Below are 23,281 nucleotides of genomic sequence, written 5' to 3'. Positions count from 1 at the left end.
GCGAAGACCGCTCTTTTTTATTAAACTCAAATTTTATTTTCCAGCTTGAGCAATTCCTTTGCAAATATTAGATATCAATGAAGGTCCTTCGTAAATGAAGCCGGTATAAATCTGCACAAGGCTTGCTCCTGCATCCATTTTCTCAATTGCATCGGCAGCAGAATGTATACCTCCTACTCCAATTATTGGAAATGACCGGTTTGACTTATTAGACAAATAACGAATCACTTCTGTAGAGCGCTTGGTTAATGGTGCTCCACTGACTCCTCCCATCTCTTTTACTAAATTTTCATCACTACGCAATCCTGCTCTAGAGATCGTCGTATTAGTCGCAATTACACCTGCAATACCCGTCTCTTGAACGATTTCTACAATATCATCCAATTGACTATCGGTCAAATCCGGAGCAATCTTTAAAAGAATTGGTTTCTTATTTTCCCTCTTTTCATTGAGATTTTGAAGTGTATTTAAAATATGTTTTAACGGCTCTTTTTCTTGCAAATCCCGTAATCCTGGCGTATTGGGAGAACTTACGTTGACAACGAAGTAATCAACATAATCAAACAGCGCATTGAAACAATAGATATAATCATCTACCGCTTGTTCATTAGGTGTTAGCTTATTTTTACCAATATTTCCACCGATCAGTAATCCTTTTCGATCTTCTACAGATAGATGTTTCAACCGGTTGGCCGCAACATCAGCACCTTGATTATTAAAGCCCATTCGATTGATCAATGCTTTATCTGGGATTAAACGGAACATACGAGGTTGATCATTTCCAGGTTGTGGTCTAGGGGTAACCGTGCCGATCTCGATAAAACCAAAACCGAAGTTAGCCATGTCCGTGATATACTCCGCATTCTTGTCAAATCCAGCAGCCAATCCAACAGGATTTTTAAACTTTAGACCAAATACTTCACGTGCTAAATTTGGATTTTCATAAGTGTAGAGATTACTTAATAATTTTTTTGCACCCCAAATTTTTGAGAACATTTTTAATCCCCCTGTCACCGTATGATGAGCAGATTCGGGATCCATAGAAAAGAAAATAGGTTTTACCAGCTTGTACATATACACAAAGGTAGACAAAGAAGAAGAAATTTCATTACTTTTGCAATCGAAATGATATCAATAAATAACTTAACATTCGAAATAGGCTCTCGCGCATTGTATGATGAGGCCAACTGGCATATTAAACCTGGAGATAAAGTAGGTCTAATTGGTGCAAATGGTACTGGTAAATCAACATTATTGCGATTGATAGTAGGACAATACACACCTACCTCAGGTAGTATATCGATGGCTAAGGACTTAAAGATTGGATACTTAAACCAAGATTTATTATCTTATCATTCTGATAAAAGTATTTTACATGTTGCGATGGAGGCTTTTGAACGTCAAAATCAGTTACATTCAGAAATAGAAAATCTACTCCAAAAATTAGAAACAGATTATTCTGACGATATTCTAAATAAACTAAGTGATAAGCAAATGGAATTTGAAGCTTTAGACGGCTACAGTATCGAATTTCGTGCGCATGAGATCTTAGCGGGACTAGGTTTTTCAGAAGATGAGCAAAAACGTCCTTTAGCAACATTCTCTGGTGGATGGCGCATGCGTGTCATGCTGGCCAGAATCTTATTGCAAACTCCAGACATCTTATTACTGGATGAGCCAACTAACCACATGGATTTACCTTCCATCAAATGGTTAGAAAACTACCTACAGGGATTTGAAGGTGCTATCGTGATTGTTTCTCACGATAGGTACTTCTTAGACCGTATTATTAAAAAAACCGTAGAATCACGTAAAGGGAAGTTAACACTTTATGCTGGTAATTACAGTTTCTATTTAGAAGAAAAAGCATTAAGAAGTGAGATTCAGGCTGGTCAATTCAAGAACCAACAGGCCAAAATCAAACAAGAAGAACGTCTTATCGAACGTTTCCGCGCGAAAGCTTCGAAAGCGAAGATGGCACAATCTCGTATTAAAGCTTTGGATAGAATGGAGAAAGTAGAAGATGTGGATGATGATAATCCAACAGTAAACTTCAGCTTCAAATTTTCAAAACCATCCGGAAGACATGTCGTTACTCTAGAAAATGTGTCTAAAGCATATCCTAATCTAGAAATTTTAAGAAATACGGCGGGAATCATTGAAAAGGGTGATAAGATTGCTCTGATTGGTGCTAATGGTAAAGGTAAATCTACTTTATTACGTATTGTGGCAGGTGCAGATCCAGATTATGAAGGAAAATCTGAACATGGTCATAATGTATCTCAAACGTTTTTTGCGCAGCATCAGTTAGAGGCTCTACACTTAGAAAATAGCATTATCGCGGAGATGCAAGCATTTGCTCCAAAACATACGGACACCGAACTGCGCTCCATTTTAGGTTGTTTCTTATTTTCTGGTGATGATGCATTCAAAAAGATTAAGGTCCTTTCCGGGGGTGAAAAATCTCGCGTCGCCCTAGCAAAAGCATTAACTGCTGATGCCAACTTCTTAGCCCTCGATGAGCCTACCAATCACTTGGATATGCAATCGGTCAATATTCTGATCCAAGCACTGCAGCAATTTGAAGGTACTTTGATCGTTGTATCGCACGATAGGTATTTTCTAGATCACGTTGCCAACAAAATATGGTATATCGAAGATAAACAGATCAAAGAATATCCAGGAACTTACCAAGAATTTGAGGATTGGAATTCGAAACGGATAATCAAACCTGAAGAAAAAAAAGTAGAGAAGAAAGTAGTTGTAGAGGAACCTAAAAAAGTCAAAGTTGCTCCTACTGATGATAAATTCAAATTGATCAGTAAAAAGAACAAAGAGCTCGCTGCATTAGAGTTAAAGGTGGTTGAAAAAGAACTTATTGTCAAAAATTTAGAAATAGATTTAGCAAAAGAAGAAATTTATTCAAATACGATTAAACTACAAGAATACACGCGTAACTATAACTCTTCTAAAGCAGAATTAACGCAATTGCAAAAGAATTGGGAAGAACTCGCGGAAGAAATCATGGAATTAGAAGACTAATAATCGAAAATTAAGATATCAGGTATACAATAGACAAGCTTTATTGTATACCTTTTTTTTATCTTAGTATTGTGAATATCAACTGGATTGAAAGTATCATCTTCCCGAAGGTTTTTTTGAATGAAGGGAAAGCTAGCGCATTCCTCCGAGGAAAAACAATTTTAATAACCGGAGCAAGCGATGGTATTGGAAAAGCATGTGCATTACTCTTTTCAAAATTTAATGTCCATTTAATCCTTGTCGGTCGCTCTAAAAAGCGATTAGATGAGGTTGCAGAAATTATTATAAACCACAATTCAACTGCTTCGATCTTTGTTGCCGACCTGTATCAAGAAGAACAGGTAGATCAACTTATTGAGCATATCCGCACGCAACAAACACCGATCGACATCTTTATTTCCAATGCTGGTAAATCGATCCAACGCTCACTGCAACATTCATTATTCCGTTATCACGATTTTACCCGAACAAATGCGCTTAATTATTTAGCACCTGTAAAAATAACATTGGCCATTACTCCTATTTTATCAAAACAATGTGGGCAGATTGTAAATGTTTCAGCTTTAAATGTATTGCTATTGCCAATAGAAAAATGGGCAGCTTATCAGGCATCAAAAACAGCTTTCGATCAATATTGTCGATCGAATCAATCGGAATGGAGAAAAATGAATATTCGGTTGAAGACCATATATTTACCACTGGTAAAAACAAAAATGATTACCCCTAATGTGACGTATCAAAATATGCCTGCAATGGAGAGAAATGAAGCAGCGTTACGTATTTTGAAACTTTTGATGGGTGCATCTAGTTATTCTAGACCGTGGTGGGCTATTTTTCCCATTACAATTGGCTTTTTTATTCGGAAATTTTGGGATAGATTCTAATCAGGTTATCATGGTATTAAAAAAGCAATTCAGTTTTTCAAAACAGCTAATAAAATCAATATGGCACACTTTCAAATCTGGCATTAATCTTTTTACACTATTAAAATCTGTAAGAAATTCAGAACACAGTTATTTGAATGATGGTAATCGCAAGATTAACTATGCGCAATTGTATCATGACTCATTTTCTGTTATTGAAAAATTAAGAACATTTCATTCGAATCAAATTGATGATCAAGTTGTGCTTTTAGCTGATAATAGCTTTGATTTTATAAAATACTTATTTGCACTCTCGGCCCTGACAAAAGAAATTGTTATCATCAGCCCTCACCTATCTGAAAATCAATTAGAAACTATTTTACAAAATTATAGATCGACATTGATTATTACAGATCATATACAGCGGTTAAAAAATATCAATAGGCAATCGAACTGTTATTCTTTTGATGAAATAAATTCATATAATCCGCATGTAGCAACAAAAAGATTTAAACGTAATAATGGAAAAATAACTATTTTAAGTACAGGAACTTCCAATATGCCAAGTCCTGTAGAACGCAAGCTTAATATTACTAAAATATGGAATCCATTTATTGAACTGATTTCCAGATTAGAATTACTTCGTTATTCATCCTGTCAGATCACTGTTCCCTTTTATCATGGCTATGGTCTCGCAAGTTTAGTATTAGGGCTATTTCTCAAACAAGATATCCACTTCACAGGAAAGTTTAGTTCAAAAGTCATCGCTCAATCCATCATCAACAATCGTATCGACTGTTTAGTTATCTTGCCTGCTATGATGACTAAAATTATCGCCGCAGATTATCAAGCTTTGGGTATTTGTAAATGCCTGATTTCAGGTGGGGATAAGCTTGAACCGACGTGGGTATCTTTTATTCTAAATCAATACCCGACCACCAAAATCTTCAACCTTTATGGCACGACAGAGTTAGGTATATGCAGTATCGCCACCCAACAAGATTTAATAATGAACAACAGCACTATCGGCCGATTCCTAAAAGGTATCAAATACCGTTTACAGGAAAATCAGGAACTTCAAATAAGGTGCCCTTGGATACAGGATAGATCTAAACGGCAATATCTCAGCACGGGTGACTTTATTCGAATGGATAAAAATGGTTTATTATATTATCTAGGCCGCATGAACGATTCGAGTAATATCGGAGGACATGTTGTACATGGTGATGAACTTGCTAAAAAGATTACTGCATATCCATCTATAATTGAGGCCAGAGTGATCATTTACAAGAATGAGATTTTAACCCCTGAATTAAGATTAAAGCTTACATTAAAAAATGATGCTGTATTTGATCAAGATGATTTTAAAAATTGGCTAGAAAAAACTTTTCCAAAATATTTACAACCGAAATCTGTTGATTATAGCTTTAAATAAGCTTAAATATAGAACAACCTTCAAATGATTGTTGAATAAAAAGCTCTTCATCTGCAACCTAAAAATCAGCGTATTGTTTAATTATAATAAAATTCCTTCACCGGATTAAAATGGATCAACCTTTCATTGAATTTATTGATATCTTCCATTTTTCCAGATAAATCGTAAATAATAGCCAACTCGCCATCCAGCTTTTCAATTGTTTTCCGATTATATTTGACCTTAAATGTATGGGCTTCATTTTCAAAGTTTGCAACATGCTCAAAGTCACAGTCTACAAATCGAACATGGACGGTACGTATTAAGTAATATCGTGATAACATCAGTTCAATTTCTTGAAATAAGGATAAAATAATCACCATAAAAAAGGTGAAGAACAAAGCGAGTTTTGTTTCTCCGATTCCAGCGATCATACCAAGGCCGGCGGTCGACCATATAACCGCAGATGTCGTCAAACCTTTGACCGATAGCTTTCCTTTAAATATAACACCAGCACCAATAAAACCAATACCTGTAACAATATTAGCGGCAATACGATCGTCACTTCCACTGCCCCCCATCATTTTAGAAACTACAGTAAAAACGGCTGATCCAAAACAGATCAATACGATGGTTCTAAATCCAGCCGCCTTATTTCTATATTCCCTTTCAAAACCAATAATGGCACCACAAAATATGGATACCAGTACATTCCAGATATATTGATTATCAAAAAAACTTAGCAAAGAGTCCATAGCAATCGAAGAATATTATAAATAGGCATATGTTATACCATCACCTCCACGATCCTGATGTTCATCTTCAAATCTGGAAATATGACTATACTTTCTCAAATAGTCACGAATAAATTTACGTAAAATACCATCACCCTTGCCATGAATAATTTTCAAAGAAGGATAACCAATCATTACTGCTCTATCTAATACTTTCTCAAGCTCATATAGGGCATCCTCAGTTCGCATACCACGAACGTCAATCTCCGGATTAAAATCAGCTACAGCATGTGCCGATAATGTCTTAGAACCAGCCCTTGCTGCTTTTTTCAAGTCTTTACCCGCTAATTTAATGACATTCTTACGTTTTTGGACTGTTCGCAATTCTCCCATCGCCAAAATCAGATTGTTTTTAGCAATTTCTAATACTACAGCTTCGTTTTCAGAATCAATAATCTTGACCCAATCGCCAACAGCAATTTCCTCTGTAAGATCTGCAACAGTAACAGGCTTTTTATCCACCTTTTTATCTTTAGGAAGAATCGTAGCAAAAGAACTGTCTAGCTTTGCTCTGATTTCTTTTGTTTTCTCCTTATCAGCTTGTGCAGATTTTATTTCGGATACCGTGTTTTCAATTAATTTATTTGAATTTTTTAACAGTAGCTGTGCTTCTTCCTTAGCTTTTTTTAGAATCGTCCTTTTATTCTCCTCCAAATAATTTTGAAGTTCTTCATATTCTGATTTTATTCGAATCAATTCCTTTTCTCTTTTTGTGATTGCGGATTTAGTATCAAATATTTCTTTCTTCTCCCGCTCTAGATCAACCAACAGCGTATCCACCTTTTTTTGATGAGTACCGACCTTTTGTTTTGCTAAATGAATAATCTCTTTATTCAGTCCAATTTTTTGAGCGATTTCAAAAGCATATGAACTTCCTGGCTTTCCGATTTGTAAAATATACAAAGGTTTCATGGCTACATTATCAAATAGCATGGATGCATTTTCTAAACCAGTTGTTTGATTTGCAAATACTTTCAAATTGGAATAGTGAGTCGTTACCACACCACGAATATTCTTTTTATTCAATACCTCCAGCACAGCCTCTGCGATAGGACCTCCAAAGAGCGGGTCAGTTCCTGTACCAAATTCATCAATCAAAACCAAGGTGCGCGCAGTGGCGAACTCGGTAAAATACTTCATTTTTGATAAATGGGCACTGTAGGTACTTAAATCACTTTCGATAGACTGGTCATCTCCAATATCAGCAAATATTTGTTTGAATATACCCACCTTAGAATTGGCATCTGCTGGTATCAATAGTCCTGATTGAAGCATCAGCTGCATCAATCCTACCGTTTTCATACAAACTGACTTACCTCCTGCGTTGGGGCCAGATACGACTATAACACGTTGTACTTCGTCAATCTTTATATTCAGCGGAACAATTGTACCACGGTCATGCTGAGCATTCAATGTTAACAACGGATGACGAGCATTGACCAGATTGATTTCTGCTTCTTTTGATAACTCAGGCATTTCAGCTTCAATATCTAATGCAAACAAAGCCTTAGATCGGACAAAATCGACCTTAGTGAGCAATCCGTCGTATGCCAACATCAGAGGTATATGTGGTCGTAGTTTAGTTGTTAATTCAACAAGAATACGGATTACTTCACGTCTGCGTTCGAACTCCAAATCTCTCACCTTATTATTAAGGTGAAATACTTCTTCTGGCTCAATATAAGCAGTTTGTCCAGTAGCTGATTCATCATGAATCAAGCCCTTAACTTTGCGCTTGTTCTCCGCTAGAATAGGAATGCATAAGCGACCATCACGTATCGTCAGATTGCCATCAGCTGTCCAGCCACTATTTTGTGCACTCTTAAAAATGATATCAATTCGCTTGCGCGCCTCTTGCTCAGCCTTTAATATGCTTTGAGAAAGATCTAACAACAGACGTGAAGCATTATGCTTCATTTTCCCCCGATCATCAATAATCATTTCAATATCACGGATAATCTGCTTTTCAATGGGCAAGTGCTCAAATAATAATTCTAAATTAGGGTATTGCCCTTGGCGATCATTAAAATAACGGATAATGGCATACACAGTTTTTAGTGAAAGCAGCACACGATGGAACTCCTCTTCCATTAAAAAAGCACCTTCTACTTTGGCTTTTTCGACCAAAGCGCGAATGGGATATAAGTGATCTACCGGCAATGCATCATCGCTGGTCAGTAGATGTTTAAATTCGTTAGTTTGACGTAAAAATTTATCAATTTGGTCAAATCGAGTTTGTGGTTGTATTTTATCAACCAAATCACGCCCCGACTCACTGATACATTTTTGTTTTATCAATTCCTTTATCTCGGCAAAACCGAGTTTATCACTTGCGTTATTAGGATAAATCATGTTTTAATTAAAATTTATTTAACCGGTTTATGAGGCAAAATTTCCAGCTTTTGACTGGATTTTGCATCCAATAGTACAGGAGGTTTCTCCGGTTTTTTCACCTCCTTAATATCAGTACGCACAGGTACATTTTCCGAAACCTTTACAGATTCCATTTCAGGTCTTTGATCATTACGAATAGACTTAGCTTCTACTTTCGGTACAGCTGTCGAATCAATCGACGATTTTACTGGAGGTGGAATATGTTTAAGTAGAAATGTACCCAAATTCAGGTTCCCCTTTAATCCTGTCTGATCATAAAAATCTTGAGATGCCTTTTTGTAATCCCACTTTGTACTATCCGGTTTGTAGTTCAAAATCAATTTCTTTTGCCGTTCATATAAAGCAATAAAGTCATTTACACGCGTTAAGCTATCCTGAAAGAGTGCCGTCCGAATAGAATCCTTTCTGCGTACAGAATCCATCCTAGACTGATCTGCCTTGATATATCCTTCATTCATCTTTTTTAAGTTGTTCCCAACCTCTTCATATATCTTATTCATCGACTCGGCATCACTCGCATAAAAAGATAAATTTTTCTTAAAAGTAGTCGAGTCTAAATCGAACTTCTTAAAAGTATTGTCATAAAGTGGAAAAATAACTTTCCTTGCACTATCAGCATCTAATGTTGATAAATAAGAGTCTGTTATATAAATCTCAGTCAAGACCTTCACAAAATCCTTTTTCGGGATAATATCTTTCTCATTCGTACTTTTACAAGAAACAAATAAAAAAATCAGAGCAAGTACATTCAGTATTAATCGTTGCATTTCGTAATTTTGTACAAATTTATAAAAAGGGCTGACATTTGGCACCCTTTGAATTCTTAAATATACAATTATCATGAGTATTGCAAGCAACCTAGAAGCGATTAATTTAGAAGTTAAAGCGCTCGGCGTTCAACTAGTCGCTGTATCAAAAACAAAACCGAATGAAGATATCATGCAAGCGTATGAAGCTGGGCAGCGAGTTTTTGGTGAAAATCTAGTACAAGAACTGGTTGAAAAATACGAATCCTTGCCAAAAGATATCGAATGGCACCTGATTGGTCATCTTCAGACCAATAAAGTTAAATACATCGCTCCTTTCGTGACGCTTATCCATGCTGTGGATTCGCTCAAACTTTTAAAAGAAATCGACAAGCAAGCTGCTAAAAACAAACGTGTTATTGATTGTTTACTTCAAGTACATATTGCTGAGGAAGATACAAAGTTTGGTTTTGATCATGCCGAATTGATTGAAATGTTGCGTGATGAAGAATTTTTAGCTTTAAAACATGTTAACATCCGAGGTTTAATGGGTATAGCGACAAATACGGAAAATGAAAAGGAAATAAAAGAAGAGTTTTATGAATTAAAGTCACTTTATGATGGGATTAAAGCAAGCTTCTACCGTAAAAATGAAAGTTTTGATACATTGTCCATGGGGATGTCATCGGATTATAAATTAGCGATAGAGAAAGGATCAACCATGATCAGATTAGGTAGCACCATTTTTGGCAAACGTGTAATCAAACATTTCAAAAATAATGACTAAAGCTATTATTAGGCCTGCTGTTGTAGCAGATGGTGTGAGGATGCTCGAATTAATTCGTGAACTTGCAGTAGTTGAAAAAGCACCCGATGAGGTAACTGTCTCTATGGAAGAGTTTCTAGATGCGGGATTTGGAAAAAATCCTGTCTGGGGAGCTTTTGTTGCAGAAGTTGACGAGAAAATTGTAGGAATTTCCTTATATTACATTCGTTATTCCACTTGGAAAGGAAGAAGGCTCTATCTTGAGGATTTGATTGTGACAGAAAGTATGCGTGGCTATGGAATTGGCAAACAACTTTTCGAAGAAACTCTTAATTTAGGTAAATCCCAAGGATATCACGGCATGGTATGGCAGGTCCTAGACTGGAACGAACCTGCAATTCAATTCTACAAGAAATATAAAGCGGACTTCGATGCAGCATGGATTAATGTATCAATCACATATTAAAAGATAAAAGAACGGTTAAGTTACATGAAACCAGCACACTATTTATACCTCTATATTATATTTACTTTATTGGGCAGTACTTCCTGTACAAGTGAGCAAGGAGAAACAGCACAAAGAGTTAGTGGTGATACGCTCCATTATGATATGAAGGAAGTGCATAGGTATAGTAGCTTTTTTGTAAAAGAAGGTAAAAAGATCGATACCACATTTTTTAAAGCAAGATATCCAGCTTTTAAAGATACAATGATCAATAGCTTATTGAGCCATTCCATTAATCTAGAAGGTGACTCTGAAATACATATTGCAGCGAAGAGATTTGTGGATGCTTACGATGAGTATGTAGAAGAAAATAACGGACAGTCTTCTGCTACTTGGTTTAGAGATCTTCACGCCAAAGTTTATCAAAATACGCCTAGGTTTATCAGTATAGAAACTAATCAAACCGAATATACGGGTGGAGCCCATGGCGATCATTTCACCTTGTTCAATCATTTTGATATCAAAACAGATCAAAAAATAACGCTTGTTGATATTGTCGATGAGAAAAATCAGAAAGAATTGACTAAAATTGCAGAAAAATATTTTCGCAAATTGGAAAAATTATCGATGACAGAATCTTTAAATGACAAATACTTTTTTGAATCAGGCAATTTCACACTTGCGAATAATTTTGCTTTAACAAAAGAAAGCCTGCTGTTCTATTACAATGTATATGAAATAAAACCTTACTCTGGGGGAAATACAACCCTAGAAGTTCCATATAAAGATATTAAGCACTTGATTTCAAACAAGGGCTTGACATATATCAATAGTATTAATTAGCAATCAACCTCAACGTAAATCATATCGATGCAAGTTTTTAAATTTGGTGGCGCATCAGTCAAAGATGCTGAAAGTGTAAAAAATTCAGCATATATCATTTCTAAATATAAAGTAGGGGCTTTATTAGTCGTTGTTTCGGCAATGGGTAAAACAACCAATCTATTAGAAGATGTAACTAAAGCATATTACCACAACACCGGTGAAGCTTTTGAAATGTTAGAAAAGGCTAAAGTATTTCACTTTAACATTTTGTCAGATCTATTCGAAGACCACAATCATCCTATCTTTGATGAAATCGCGAATTGTTTTGTTGAAATTGAATGGATATTGGAAGAAGAACCGCAAGATTCTTTTGATTATCTATTTGACCAAATCGTATCTACAGGGGAAATCGTTTCTTCTAAAATATTAGCTGCTTATTTAAATCATATCGGCGTAAATTCAAAATGGCTGGATGCTCGGAATTATATCATGACCGACAATACCTACACCGAAGCACAAGTCAACTGGGAGAAAACAGAGGCTATCATTCAAGCAGAGATTCCACATATCCTACAAGAATATGTAGGTATCACACAGGGTTTCATTGGTTCTACTTCAGAAAATTTCACAACGACATTAGGACGTGAAGGATCAGATTATTCTGCAGCTATATTTGCAGCTTGTCTCGATGCGCAGCATGTTACCATTTGGAAAGATGTACCTGGTGTTTTAAATGCAGATCCCAAATGGTTTGAGAAAACGGAGCTTATACCCGAATTATCGTACACCGATGCCATTGAGTTGACTTATTATGGAGCGACTGTCATTCATCCAAAAACAATTAAACCGCTACAGAACAAAAATATTCAATTGAATGTCCGCTCTTTTTTAAATCCAGAAGTACCCGGCACGAAGATCAAAAGTACAAATGTATCCTTACCGGTACCTTCTTTTATCTTTAAAGTGAATCAAATATTGATCTCTATATCACCACGTGACTTTTCTTTTATAGTAGAAGATAATTTACGTGATATTTTTAATTTATTTCATCAATTTCGAATCAAACTTAATATGATGCATAATAGTGCTATTAATTTTTCAGTAGCTGTTGATGATACTGGACAAAACATTATTGATGTCTTGGAGGAATTGAAAAAGAAATTTAAGGTAAATATTGAAACAGGTTTAGAATTAATCACAATACGCTATTACAATCAAGAAACGATCAATCGTGTCTTGGTCAATAAAGAAGTGATAAGCGAATTGAAAGATACCTATACATGTCAGCTCCTTGTTAAAAAAATATAAATGAATATACATATCCTTCAAAGGGAGGTTCAAGATTTTATACATCAACATGAACATGAATCTTCAGCTTCACTGGCATTAAAAAAATCTCCTTTTGAAGGTATAACATCCTCTGAACTTGCTTCACAGATAGATGGAAAACAGCGCTGTCGAAAAAAAATACCTCTTTGGGCACAAACTGAAAGTATCTATTATCCCGATAAGCTAAACTTAGAACAGTGCTCTTCTGAGAAGACTGCGCGCTTTAAAGCATCGCTAATAGAACCTAATAAGACATTAATCGATATCACAAGTGGCTTTGGGGTCGATGACTACTATTTTGCTCAAGGAGCTCAAAAAGTCATCTCCTGTGAAATTAATACCGAACTTGCAGCCATATCGAAGTATAATGCGAAGCAATTACAGGCCGATAATATAGATATAATTGCTTCAGATGGAGTGAAATTTATATTTGAAAATAAGGACCTTAAGATAGACTACATCTATATCGACCCGTCAAGAAGAGTAGCGCAACAAAAGGTTTTTATGCTAAGTGACTGCGAACCCAATATCGTAGTATTGCAACAAGAGTTGTTGCAGCGGGCAGATCATATCATCACTAAGGTAGCTCCTCTTTTGGATATTACTGCAGCACGATCAGAGTTGCATCATGTCAAAGATATCTACGTGGTGAGCCTTCAAAATGACTGTAAAGAATTGCTATTTGTACAAAAAAAAGATTTCGTAGGTGAGCCCAATATCACTGCTGTCCGAATTTTTGGGGAGAAAATCCAACAATTTTCTTTTACTCAACAAGAAGAAGCTGATACAGCAGTTTGCTTTTCGCAGCCACTGCGTTACCTTTACGAACCTGATGTGTGTCTCACTAAAGCTGGCGCTTTTAAGAGTATTACAAAAGCCTTTAATCTCAAAAAAATACACCAACATACACATCTCTACACGTCTGATATTTATGATGAGGATTTTTTAGGAAAAATCTATGAAATTTCCGAAGTCATTCCGTTTTCCATCTTCAAAAAATCTAAAGAGAAATTAAAAACAAATGCTGTTGCTAAAAATTTTCCTTTGAAAACCGAAGTGCTGAAGAAAAAATTTAAGATCACTGACGGCGGCGAGTTACATAGTTTTTTTATAACTGACGCTGCAGATGAGCTAATTGTCATCCACGCGACACGAAAATAGTAAAGCGACATTATCATTACATAGTTCTGTAAAATAAACTATAATTTTATTTTATGAGAAATATTGCTTTATCAGCTTTAGATCTTGCGCCAATCAAAAAAGGTTGCACAACATCAGAAGCATACAACAGAACCATAAAAATAGCGCAACATATTGAGCAGTTAGGATATAAAAGAATCTGGGTAGCAGAACACCATAATATGGAGTATATAGCTAGCTCTGCTACATCCTTAGTGATTCAACATATTGCTGCCAATACAAAAAGTATTCGGGTCGGTTCAGGAGGTATTATGCTCCCAAACCATTCTCCTTTAGTCATTGCAGAACAATTTGGAACATTGGAAACTTTATATCCGAATCGTATTGACCTGGGATTAGGTCGTGCACCTGGTACAGATCAGGAAACGGCTATGGCACTCCGCCGCAATAATTTCAATACGGCATATCAATTTCCACAAGACGTAGCTGCACTACAACAGTATTTCAGTGACGATAATGCAGATTCAAAAGTCCGTGCTTTTCCGGCTGAGGGCTTAAATGTGCCTTTATATATCTTAGGATCAAGTACTGATAGTGCTTATCTAGCCGCTAGTCTAGGTTTACCTTATGCTTTTGCTGCCCATTTTGCACCTGCTCAACTAGCAAAAGCAAGTGAGATTTATCATCAAAATTTCAAACCGTCGGCAAGTCTTTCAGCACCATATTTTATAGTCTGTGTCAATGTTATAGCGGCTAAAACAACAGAAGAAGCAGAATTACAATCAACAAGTGTAAAAAATTTATTTGCAGGTATCCTGACTAATACTAGAGCCCCCCTATCTCCTCCCACATTTGAAGTGATCTATAAAGGGATTCCTAGTATCGAGCAGGCGGCTGACAATATGTTGTCCTGTAGCTTCATAGGAGACAAAGAGACCATCAGACGTGAATTGGAACCGTTTATCGAAAAGCTGCAAATAGATGAACTTATGGCCATATCTTATATTTATGATGATCAAAAATGCCTTGATTCATTCCGTATTCTGAAGGAAGCGTTAACAGATTAAGAAAGTTTATTTACATCGTGCATTATAATTTCTATATTTAATTATTCAAATTATAATGCACGATGAAATATTTAAGCCTGACAGCACTATTTATAACACTTATTTTTCAATCCTGTCAAAACCAGAACCAGATTAATAAGACAACAACTCCTGATGACACTGCTGCTATCGAAACAAGCAGCGACACCAATGCGGTGAACAGTCCAAGCATCAAAACCTCTCCCAGTAATGAAGCATCCATATTCATGATAGATACCTATCGGATGGACGAGTATTCAGAAGATCCTGAAAAAATATTAAATGAAGGATGGCTAGATCTTTATGAGGAAAAAGGGGAATATTACCTTGCAAAGGTCGATTATAAAATAGAAGATGGATTCAGTGAATGTGCGGGAGTACCTACGAAAGGAATAATTTCAAAAAGAAATTCCATCCTATTTCTCAACTTCCCTTTTTTAAAAGCAGGAAAAATTGAAAACCTAAAGATCACCAAAGCTGAAATATGGCCTAAAGAAACTGTTCTGTATGATTTTAACAACCAGAAATACTTATTAAAAGGATATGGTGACATTGTAGGAACCAATATTCAAACCAATGATCAAAACCACGAGGAAATCTTTCACGACGTTAAAAATTATAAATTAACATGTTCAGTCAACGGAAATTCTGAAATGAACATGTTCAAAGCTGAACAGTTTAATGACACTTTTATCAAGACATTATTTGTAGGAGATATCGATCGTGATGGAAAACTTGATTTTATTATTTCAACCCCTACCGATTACGAAGAAAACAGCATTATGCTTATTCTTTCATCTCAAGTAAAAGATAACGATCTGGATAAAAGTAGCTATAAGCAAGATGTCCAATTTGATTGCTAACGATGAAAATAAAAAAAGTTATTCAAGATTCCAATCCGATACTAAAAAGCTTAATCTCGCTTTTTACAGGTATGATCACGACAACAATTAGCTATCAGTATGACATCGGTTTGCTCATGCTCACTCTGCTCTTTTGGATTACATTTTGTCTTACTTACATTGCTTTATCGTGGTATATTTTCTACCGAATGCCTGTCGCTCTTATCGTTAAAAAAGCAGCTTCTGAGGACGGCAGCAGATTATTTGTTTCTATTTTTATTCTACTAGCCAGCTTCACTTGTCTGTTCGCAGTACTGCTCATCATCATAGCAGACCCAGGAACTAATATGTCCAAAGGTTTAAGTATTAGTATCTGTGTCTTGAGCATTATCAGCTCTTGGTTCTTAGTACATACGACTTATGTCTTTCATTATGCCCATCTGTATTATGCTGAGGGATCTGAAGGGAAAGGTCTAGATTTTCCAGGAAACGAAAAACCAGATTATGTAGATTTTGCGTATTTTTCTTTTGTTTTAGGTTGTACCTTTCAGGTATCTGATATTGAAGTCTCTTCACGAAAGATCAGAAGAGTGGTTTTATTTCATGGTCTGCTTTCTTTTGCATTAAATACTTTTGTAGTCGCTTTGACCATTAATATTATTTCTGGATTAATCCACTAATAATGGTATAAAGAGCAATAGTCGCTCATACAATAATAATATTGTCTAATTTTAGACATACAAAGTGCGTGAAAAAGACAAAGAATACCTATAATAACCATTATTTAGGTCCATTTTATTGCAAAAAAAGTTGACATACAAAAAAACGACGATCTCGTTCAATTAGTAGAATACGGTCAATTAATTTGAAAAAATAACAATAGTGATGTCAGTTTTTTGAGATTAAATAAAAGTCGGACAGAAAATTTGACCATTACGATCACTCATAATATCAGGACATCGATTTACTTAAGCTGGAAGTCGTCAAATAAAAAAGAACGCACACATCGAGCGATGTTGTGCGTTCATAATTGAAAGGGAATTGAAAGGATTCTTTATAGTTTTTCTGCATGTTGTGAAATATCCATACCTATCAATTCCTCTTCTTCCGATGTGCGAAGAGGTGAAATCAGATCTGTTATTTTCAACAATAAGAAAGCAACAATCAAAATAAAAGCGGAAGAGGCAAACAGACCAATCATATGTGCCTGAAATAAACCAACCTCACCGTAAAATAAACCATTATGCTCAACAGCACTATTGATCTGTTTGTGAGCAAATACACCCGTTAAAATCATTCCAACGATTCCGCCTACTCCATGACAAGGAAAAACATCTAATGTATCGTCCACTTTAGAACGTGTACGCCAATCTACCACAAGGCGACTGACGATAGCTGCGACAGCACCTATAACTAAAGAATGTGGAACTGTTACAAATCCTGCGGCTGGGGTAATAGCAACCAGCCCAACAACAAGCCCAATGCAAGTTCCCATGGCTGAAGGTTTTGTCCCCCGTACAGCATCAAAGAAAATCCAAGTGAGTGCCGCAGCAGACGAAGCTGTCATTGTTGTCGATAATGCCGTTGAGGCAAGACTAGAAGCTGAAAATGCTGAACCTGCATTGAAACCAAACCAACCAAACCAGAGCATACCTGTACCCAAGAGCACATAAGTAATACGGGCTGGCGTATGATGTCCTGGTTCACGACCTTGTTTTAAATAAATAGCCGATGCAAGTGCTGTTAGTCCGGCTGACATATGCACGACAGTACCACCTGCAAAATCCAAAACACCCAATTTAAACAGCAATCCGTCTGGATGCCAAGTGGCATGAGCAAGAGGTGCATAAATAAAAACAAAAAATAAGCAGATAAATAATATATAGGAAGTAAAGCGAATTCGCTCTGCAAAAGCACCCGTAATCAACGCTGGAGTAATAATAGCAAACTTCAATTGAAACATAGCAAATAAAGCAAACGGAATCGTTGGCGCCCCAACCCAAGGCTTCCCATCTAGAACATCATGAAACATAAAATACGTCATAGGATTACCAATAACACCTCCAACACTATCTCCAAATACCAAACTAAATCCAAATACCACCCAAATCACGCTAACAACAGCCATACAGATAAAACTTTGCAACATGGTTGAGATTACATTCTTTTTTCTGACCATTCCACCATAAAAATAGGCTAAACCAGGCGTCATAATAAGAACGAGGGCTGTTGAAGTCAGCATCCACGCGACATCAGCACCATTATATTCATAATTACCACTATTTTTAGGCAAAGAAGGGAGAAATAGCGACAACAGCACTATAGCTAACATAAAATAAAAAGGAATAGCTGTTTTTTTAATCATTTTTTCTATTTTTATTAATCAACATCCAAATTAAATCAAAAAATATAGTAAAACCTATATTTTTTTTAAAAAAAATCAAAAAAAATAGATGTCAAATGAAATTATAAAAATGAAATGACTAAAAAATACATAAATATGGAAATATATAGCACAAAAAAAAGGATGAATTTAAAAAATTCACCCTTTTAACAAGATTTATACAATAAAACTAAAATTGCTTCTCTAATTTCTCACTTAATACTGATTTTGGAACAGCTCCGATTTGTTTATCAACAATTTCACCGTTCTTAAAGAACAATAAAGCTGGAATATTACGAATTCCAAAACGAACTGAGATTTCTGGATTCTCATCTACATTCACTTTTCCGATTACTGCCTTATCACCGTAATCATTAGCCAATTCTTCCACAATTGGACCTACCATACGACATGGACCACACCATTCTGCCCAAAAGTCAACTAAAACTGGTTTGTCCGATTTCAAAACAACTTCTTCAAAGTTGCTATCTGTAATTTCTAAAGCCATATTTCTTATTTTTTTAACCGAAGTTATTTGTTAATTATTATTTACTCTTTTATAAGAACAAATATAATAAAGATGTACGTAATATAAGTGTAATATTAAATTGACTTCTTTTAATTCAATCGGTAATTGACACCTTCAAATCCCTCTATTGCTTCTAGAAACTCATTTGTCAAATTAATTCGCTTCAATTTAGCAGGCATTTCGATTGAAATTTCATCTTGCGGATCCCAAATTTTGAAACGCAGTTGACAATTCGGAACTACACCCTCGATCTCATTCGAGTCCAATACTTGCTTCATCTCTTCTAAGAACATATCGTTCAATGCAGGTAGCGCAATATTAATTGTAAATATTTTAGCCATTTTTTCCCTTAAATCCGATAATAATTGAATGCCTTTAATTTCAAAACCCCAATTACCTACCTGCTTAAATCTTTCCTGCACTAACCCACGAAGCTGAACAAAATATCCTTCCTCCAGATAACCCTTAAACTTGACATAATCCTCACCAAAAACCATGATTTCATAAGAATCGGAATAATCCTCGATAATAAATGAACCAAAAGGTTTACCGGACTTTGCAATCCTATGATTAGCCATCGCAATGATTCCACCGATCACGACTTCTTTATTTTTGATTCGATTAAAATCCAGCAATACTTCCTCTTCTACCTCAGAAGCCTTCACCTTATTGATCAGTTGGAGATCACTGACTTTATTTTGGCAGAAATGCTTGATCTCAAACTTATAATTATCTAAAGGATGACTGGTCAAATAAATTCCAATCACTTCTTTTTCATATTTCAATTTCTCGATCAGTCCCCAAGGTGGACAAGATGCTAAAACAGGCTCAGGTAGTTCGGCTGCACCATCGCCTCCAAAAAGACTTACTTGTGCCGAGTTTTCATTCTCTTTAAATCGTTGAGCAAACTTAATAGCTTTTTCCAATCCAGTTGAATTATCTTCTGCATGAAAATATTGGGCACGATGCATATTTTGAAAACTATCAAACCCACCTGCATAAGCCAAACTTTCAAATGCTTTCTTATTTGCTGCGCGCAGATCGATTCGTTTGGCCAAGTCAAATACCGATTTATAAGGACCAGATGCTCGCGTTTGTACAATGGTATCCACCGCACCTGCACCAACACCTTTTACAGCGCCCATTCCAAATCGAATAGCACCCCGATCATTCACAGTAAACTTATAATGAGATTCATTTACATCAGGAGCCAACACTTCCAGCCCCATACGTTTACACTCCTCCATAAAAAATGTGACCTGCTTGATGTCATTCATATTATTGGAGAGTACTGCAGCCATGTATTCCGCCGGAAAATGCGCTTTTAAGTAAGCTGTTTGATAAGCAATCCAAGCATAGCAGGTTGAGTGAGATTTATTAAACGCATAACTTGCGAAGGCTTCCCAATCCGTCCATATTTTTTCCAACACTTTGGCATTGTGTCCTTTTTCTGCAGCTTGAGCAACAAACTTAGGTTTCATCTTATCCAATACCGCCTTCTGCTTCTTACCCATTGCTTTACGCAAAACATCGGCATCACCTTTGGAAAATCCAGCCAATTTCTGCGATAGAAGCATAACCTGCTCTTGATATACCGTAATTCCGTAAGTCTCTTTTAGATACTCTTCACAAGCATCTAAATCATATAAGATAGGTTCTGTTCCGTGCTTACGCTTAATAAAACTAGGAATATACTCCATCGGCCCTGGCCTGTAGAGTGCATTCATAGCAATTAAATCGGCAAACACAGTAGGTTTCAGATCCTTCATATGCTTCTGCATACCAGGAGATTCATATTGGAACACCCCTACGGTCTCTCCCCTTTGGAACAACTCGTAAGTCAACTGATCATCAATCGGAAATTCGTCAGGATTCAGTTCTAAGCCATTGCTCAACTTGACGTTTGCCACCGTATCTTTAATCAGGGTAAGTGTCTTTAACCCTAAGAAATCCATTTTCAATAGGCCAGCGGACTCAACAACCGAGTTATCAAATTGTGTTACATATAAATCGGAGTCTTTTGCTAAGGAGACCGGAACAAAATTGGTAATATCATCGGGAGTAATGATCACCCCACAGGCATGGATACCTGTGTTTCGCATAGAACCTTCCAGTACACGAGCCTGTTTAATGGTTTCTGCCTCTAAGCCAGCTCCTTCAGACATGGCGATTAGACGGTTTACGGCTTCCAATTCATCTGCTCGCAAAGTCTCTTTCAAGGCTTTCTCATCCATATTGAAAATTTTCGACAACTTCAAATTTGGAATCAATTTTGCAATTTCATTGGCTTCCTGTAAAGGCAAGTCTAATACTCTGGCTGTATCTTTAATAGACGATTTGGCTGCCATCGTTCCATAGGTAATAATCTGCGCAACCTGAGAAGAACCGTATTTATCAATCACATACTGCATCACACGACCTCGGCCCTCATCATCAAAGTCAATATCGATATCGGGCATGGATACACGATCGGGATTTAAGAAACGCTCAAATAGTAAATCGTATTGAATGGGATCTAGATTAGTAATTCCCAAACAATAAGCTACTGCAGACCCAGCAGCCGAACCACGACCAGGTCCTACAGAAACTCCCATCTTACGTGCCTCAGCTATGAAATCTTGCACGATCAAAAAATAACCAGGATAACCTGTTTTTTCGATTGTAGTCAACTCAAAGTCTAGACGTTCTATGATATCGTCGGTTAATCCATCCTTATAACGTCGTTTAGCACCCTCAAAAGTCAGATATCTGAGGTATTTATTTTCACCCCGCTTACCATGATCCTCCTGATCTTCGGCGACCTGAAACTCTTCAGGAATATCAAATGCAGGTAAAAGAACATCTCGATACAAAGTAAAGATCTCAATCTTATCGACGATTTCTTGAATATTAATGATGGCATCTGGCACGTCCTTAAATATTTTCTTCATTTCTTCGGCAGATTTGAAGTAATACTGTTGATTAGGAAGCCCGAAGCGAAAACCACGACCACGACCTTTCGGTGTGCTTAACTTCTCACCATCTTTGACACATAGTAGAATATCATGGGCATGTGCATCAGGTTGATTGATATAATATGTATTATTAGTGGCTACTAGTTTTACATCATGTTTACGGGCCAGACTCACCAACGTTGTATTCACACGGTCTTCGTCTTCCTGACCATGGCGCATCACTTCGATATAAAAATCTGAACCAAACTGTTCTTTCCACCACAGCAGCGCTTCTTCAGCTTGATTTTCACCAATATTCAAGACTTTATTTGGCACTTCACCCTGCAAATTGCCTGATAGTACAATCAAATCTTCTTTATATTGCTCCACAACCTTTCGATCAATACGGGGAACATAATAGAATCCTTCTGTATAAGCTACAGAGGCCATTTTTGCAAGATTATGATAACCCTTTTTATTTTTTGCCAAGAAGACAATTTGATAACCATTATCTTTTCTTTTTTTATCCAGACGATCATCACATACAAAAAATTCACAACCAACTATAGGCTTGATGATTTTCTCTGTAGGACTTTCTCCTGCGGCCTCCAACTCCTCATTCTTGGCCTTAGCTGCCTTATTATGATCTCCAACTTTCGCAACAAAATGAAATGCACCCATCATATTACCATGATCCGTTAGAGCAACAGCAGGCATACGATATTTAGCAGCAGTTTCCACCAAACTGCTGATGGAGATCGTTGATTGTAGAACCGAAAACTGAGAATGGTTATGTAAATGTGCAAAATCAGCATTTTCAAAATCATTCAGTACGTCATGATCAATAACCACATCTTGACCGCCACTTGGTTTGTTACGTTGACGTATCGCATCGGAAGCAGCTTTTAGATTCACATGCTTCAGACCCACAGTTGGGATTGGATGAGGATTTTGTTGTTTATAATCTACAAAATAACCTGTATCCGTTTGCAGCTGCTCAGGAGTAAAAACTTCTCTCCTAATCAACTCCAAGAAACATCGTGTCGTTGCCTCCACATCGGCAGTTGCGTTATGTGCCTCTGCAAAAGGTTCACCGAAGAGATAAGAGTGAAGTTCGGTTAGATTAGGTAATTTGAAACGTCCACCACGTCCACCAGGAAGCTGCAACAAACTTGCGGTAACTTCGGTACAGGTATCTAGGATTGGCATTTCACCCATAGGTGACTGCACATCATAACGGTAAAATTCACAACCCATGATATTTAAATCAAAACCAATGTTTTGACCGACGACAAATTTGGCTTTTGCCAAAGCAGCATTAAATTTTACCAGCACCTCTTGAATCGGAACGCCTTGCTCAGTAGCTAATTCGGTAGAAATACCATGAATCTTCTCCGAATCATAAGGAATATTATAACCATCAGGTCTAATCAAATAATCGTCATGCTCCAGCAAGTTACCCATATCATCATGTAACTGCCATGCTATTTGAATACAGCGCGGCCAATTGTCAGTATCTGTAATTGGTGCATCCCAACGTTTGGGTAATCCTGTTGTTTCCGTATCAAATATAATGTACATACCTTCTTCCTTTATCCTTTTTCTAAACAGCTAACTATCAATAAATAAACCTCTTAAAAACACTAAAATTAATACCTTTAAAAAGTCCACTAATTTACAAAATTATTCCTCACTAAAACTGAAAAAACGTCATTTTAATAAAAATTCTTAACCCTTTAAGTACACGATAA

General features: G+C 36.5%; 18 protein-coding genes. 11 read left to right on the top strand and 7 right to left on the bottom strand.

Translation table 11 applies throughout. From position 1 onward, the window contains the following. Positions 1–33 precede the first annotated feature (33 nt). A complete protein-coding gene (locus B3P23_RS05070) occupies positions 34–1,074 on the bottom strand; it encodes a quinone-dependent dihydroorotate dehydrogenase (protein ID WP_248753880.1) in 1,041 nt (346 codons plus the stop codon). A gap of 51 nt (positions 1,075–1,125) precedes the next feature. On the opposite strand from B3P23_RS05070, the gene B3P23_RS05065 reads away from it, so the two are divergent. The 3 genes from B3P23_RS05065 to B3P23_RS05055 all read left to right on the top strand — a co-directional run bounded on the left by B3P23_RS05065 (position 1,126) and on the right by B3P23_RS05055 (position 5,340). Then, a complete protein-coding gene (locus tag B3P23_RS05065) occupies positions 1,126–3,042 on the top strand; it encodes an ABC-F family ATP-binding cassette domain-containing protein (protein WP_293924968.1) in 1,917 nt (638 codons plus the stop codon). A gap of 71 nt (positions 3,043–3,113) precedes the next feature. Then, the gene (locus B3P23_RS05060; RefSeq protein WP_293924967.1) at positions 3,114–3,926 is read left to right on the top strand and encodes an SDR family NAD(P)-dependent oxidoreductase; all 813 of its coding nucleotides are present in this window, start codon (positions 3,114–3,116) and stop codon (positions 3,924–3,926) included. A gap of 10 nt (positions 3,927–3,936) precedes the next feature. Then, positions 3,937–5,340, top strand: a complete 1,404-nt coding sequence (locus tag B3P23_RS05055; protein WP_293924966.1) for an AMP-binding protein — start codon at positions 3,937–3,939, stop codon at positions 5,338–5,340. A 77-nt stretch (positions 5,341–5,417) separates the two neighbouring features. Here B3P23_RS05055 and B3P23_RS05050 read toward each other — a convergent pair whose 3' ends face one another. From B3P23_RS05050 to B3P23_RS05040, 3 genes are read right to left on the bottom strand one after another with little or no spacing between them, the layout of a single operon-like run. Continuing rightward, the gene (locus tag B3P23_RS05050; protein ID WP_293924964.1) at positions 5,418–6,074 is read right to left on the bottom strand and encodes an MgtC/SapB family protein; all 657 of its coding nucleotides are present in this window, start codon (positions 6,072–6,074) and stop codon (positions 5,418–5,420) included. A gap of 15 nt (positions 6,075–6,089) precedes the next feature. After that, a complete protein-coding gene (locus B3P23_RS05045; protein ID WP_045756231.1) occupies positions 6,090–8,465 on the bottom strand; it encodes an endonuclease MutS2 in 2,376 nt (791 codons plus the stop codon). 14 nt (positions 8,466–8,479) lie between these two features. Next, on the bottom strand, positions 8,480–9,274 hold the full coding sequence (locus tag B3P23_RS05040; RefSeq protein ID WP_260949654.1) for a DUF4296 domain-containing protein: 795 nt from the start codon (positions 9,272–9,274) through the stop codon (positions 8,480–8,482). A 73-nt stretch (positions 9,275–9,347) separates the two neighbouring features. On the opposite strand from B3P23_RS05040, the gene B3P23_RS05035 reads away from it, so the two are divergent. The 8 genes from B3P23_RS05035 (at position 9,348) to B3P23_RS05000 (ending at position 16,365) form a co-directional block, all read left to right on the top strand. Then, positions 9,348–10,040 carry a YggS family pyridoxal phosphate-dependent enzyme gene (locus B3P23_RS05035; protein ID WP_293924962.1) on the top strand — a complete coding sequence of 231 codons (693 nt, stop codon included), beginning with the start codon at positions 9,348–9,350 and terminating at the stop codon, positions 10,038–10,040. After that, positions 10,033–10,485, top strand: coding sequence for a GNAT family N-acetyltransferase (locus B3P23_RS05030; RefSeq protein ID WP_293924961.1), 453 nt, complete (start codon positions 10,033–10,035; stop codon positions 10,483–10,485). Before B3P23_RS05035 ends, B3P23_RS05030 begins: the two co-directional genes overlap by 8 nt. Before the next feature lie 24 nt (positions 10,486–10,509). Continuing rightward, the gene (locus tag B3P23_RS05025) at positions 10,510–11,307 is read left to right on the top strand and encodes a DUF3298 and DUF4163 domain-containing protein (protein WP_293924959.1); all 798 of its coding nucleotides are present in this window, start codon (positions 10,510–10,512) and stop codon (positions 11,305–11,307) included. Between the two features lie 27 nt (positions 11,308–11,334). Next, on the top strand, positions 11,335–12,597 hold the full coding sequence (locus B3P23_RS05020; protein ID WP_045756531.1) for an aspartate kinase: 1,263 nt from the start codon (positions 11,335–11,337) through the stop codon (positions 12,595–12,597). Continuing rightward, positions 12,598–13,779: a THUMP-like domain-containing protein gene (locus B3P23_RS05015; RefSeq protein WP_293924956.1), complete on the top strand. Its 1,182-nt coding sequence runs from the start codon at positions 12,598–12,600 to the stop codon at positions 13,777–13,779. Between the two features lie 53 nt (positions 13,780–13,832). Then, positions 13,833–14,825 (top strand): LLM class flavin-dependent oxidoreductase, encoded by a 993-nt coding sequence (locus tag B3P23_RS05010; RefSeq protein WP_293924954.1) that lies wholly within the window; start codon positions 13,833–13,835, stop codon positions 14,823–14,825. Between the two features lie 62 nt (positions 14,826–14,887). After that, positions 14,888–15,706 (top strand): hypothetical protein, encoded by an 819-nt coding sequence (locus tag B3P23_RS05005; RefSeq protein ID WP_293924952.1) that lies wholly within the window; start codon positions 14,888–14,890, stop codon positions 15,704–15,706. A gap of 2 nt (positions 15,707–15,708) precedes the next feature. Then, positions 15,709–16,365, top strand: a complete 657-nt coding sequence (locus B3P23_RS05000; RefSeq protein WP_094772916.1) for a DUF1345 domain-containing protein — start codon at positions 15,709–15,711, stop codon at positions 16,363–16,365. Between the two features lie 374 nt (positions 16,366–16,739). Here the strand turns inward: B3P23_RS05000 and B3P23_RS04995 are convergent, their stop codons facing one another. From B3P23_RS04995 to dnaE, 3 genes are all read right to left on the bottom strand, one after another. Further along, positions 16,740–18,050, bottom strand: a complete 1,311-nt coding sequence (locus tag B3P23_RS04995) for an ammonium transporter (RefSeq protein WP_293924949.1) — start codon at positions 18,048–18,050, stop codon at positions 16,740–16,742. Positions 18,051–18,258: 208 nt separating this feature from the next. Beyond that, positions 18,259–18,576: a thioredoxin gene (trxA, locus tag B3P23_RS04990; protein WP_094772917.1), complete on the bottom strand. Its 318-nt coding sequence runs from the start codon at positions 18,574–18,576 to the stop codon at positions 18,259–18,261. Between the two features lie 110 nt (positions 18,577–18,686). Then, entirely contained in the window at positions 18,687–23,111 is a 4,425-nt protein-coding gene (dnaE, locus tag B3P23_RS04985) for a DNA polymerase III subunit alpha (protein ID WP_293924947.1), read from the bottom strand. Positions 23,112–23,281: the final 170 nt, after the last annotated feature.

Origin of the sequence: Sphingobacterium sp. UBA6320 (assembly GCF_002440335.1) — a bacterium.
GTDB lineage: Bacteria > Bacteroidota > Bacteroidia > Sphingobacteriales > Sphingobacteriaceae > Sphingobacterium.
This window is presented reverse-complemented; position numbering and strand designations above follow the sequence as displayed.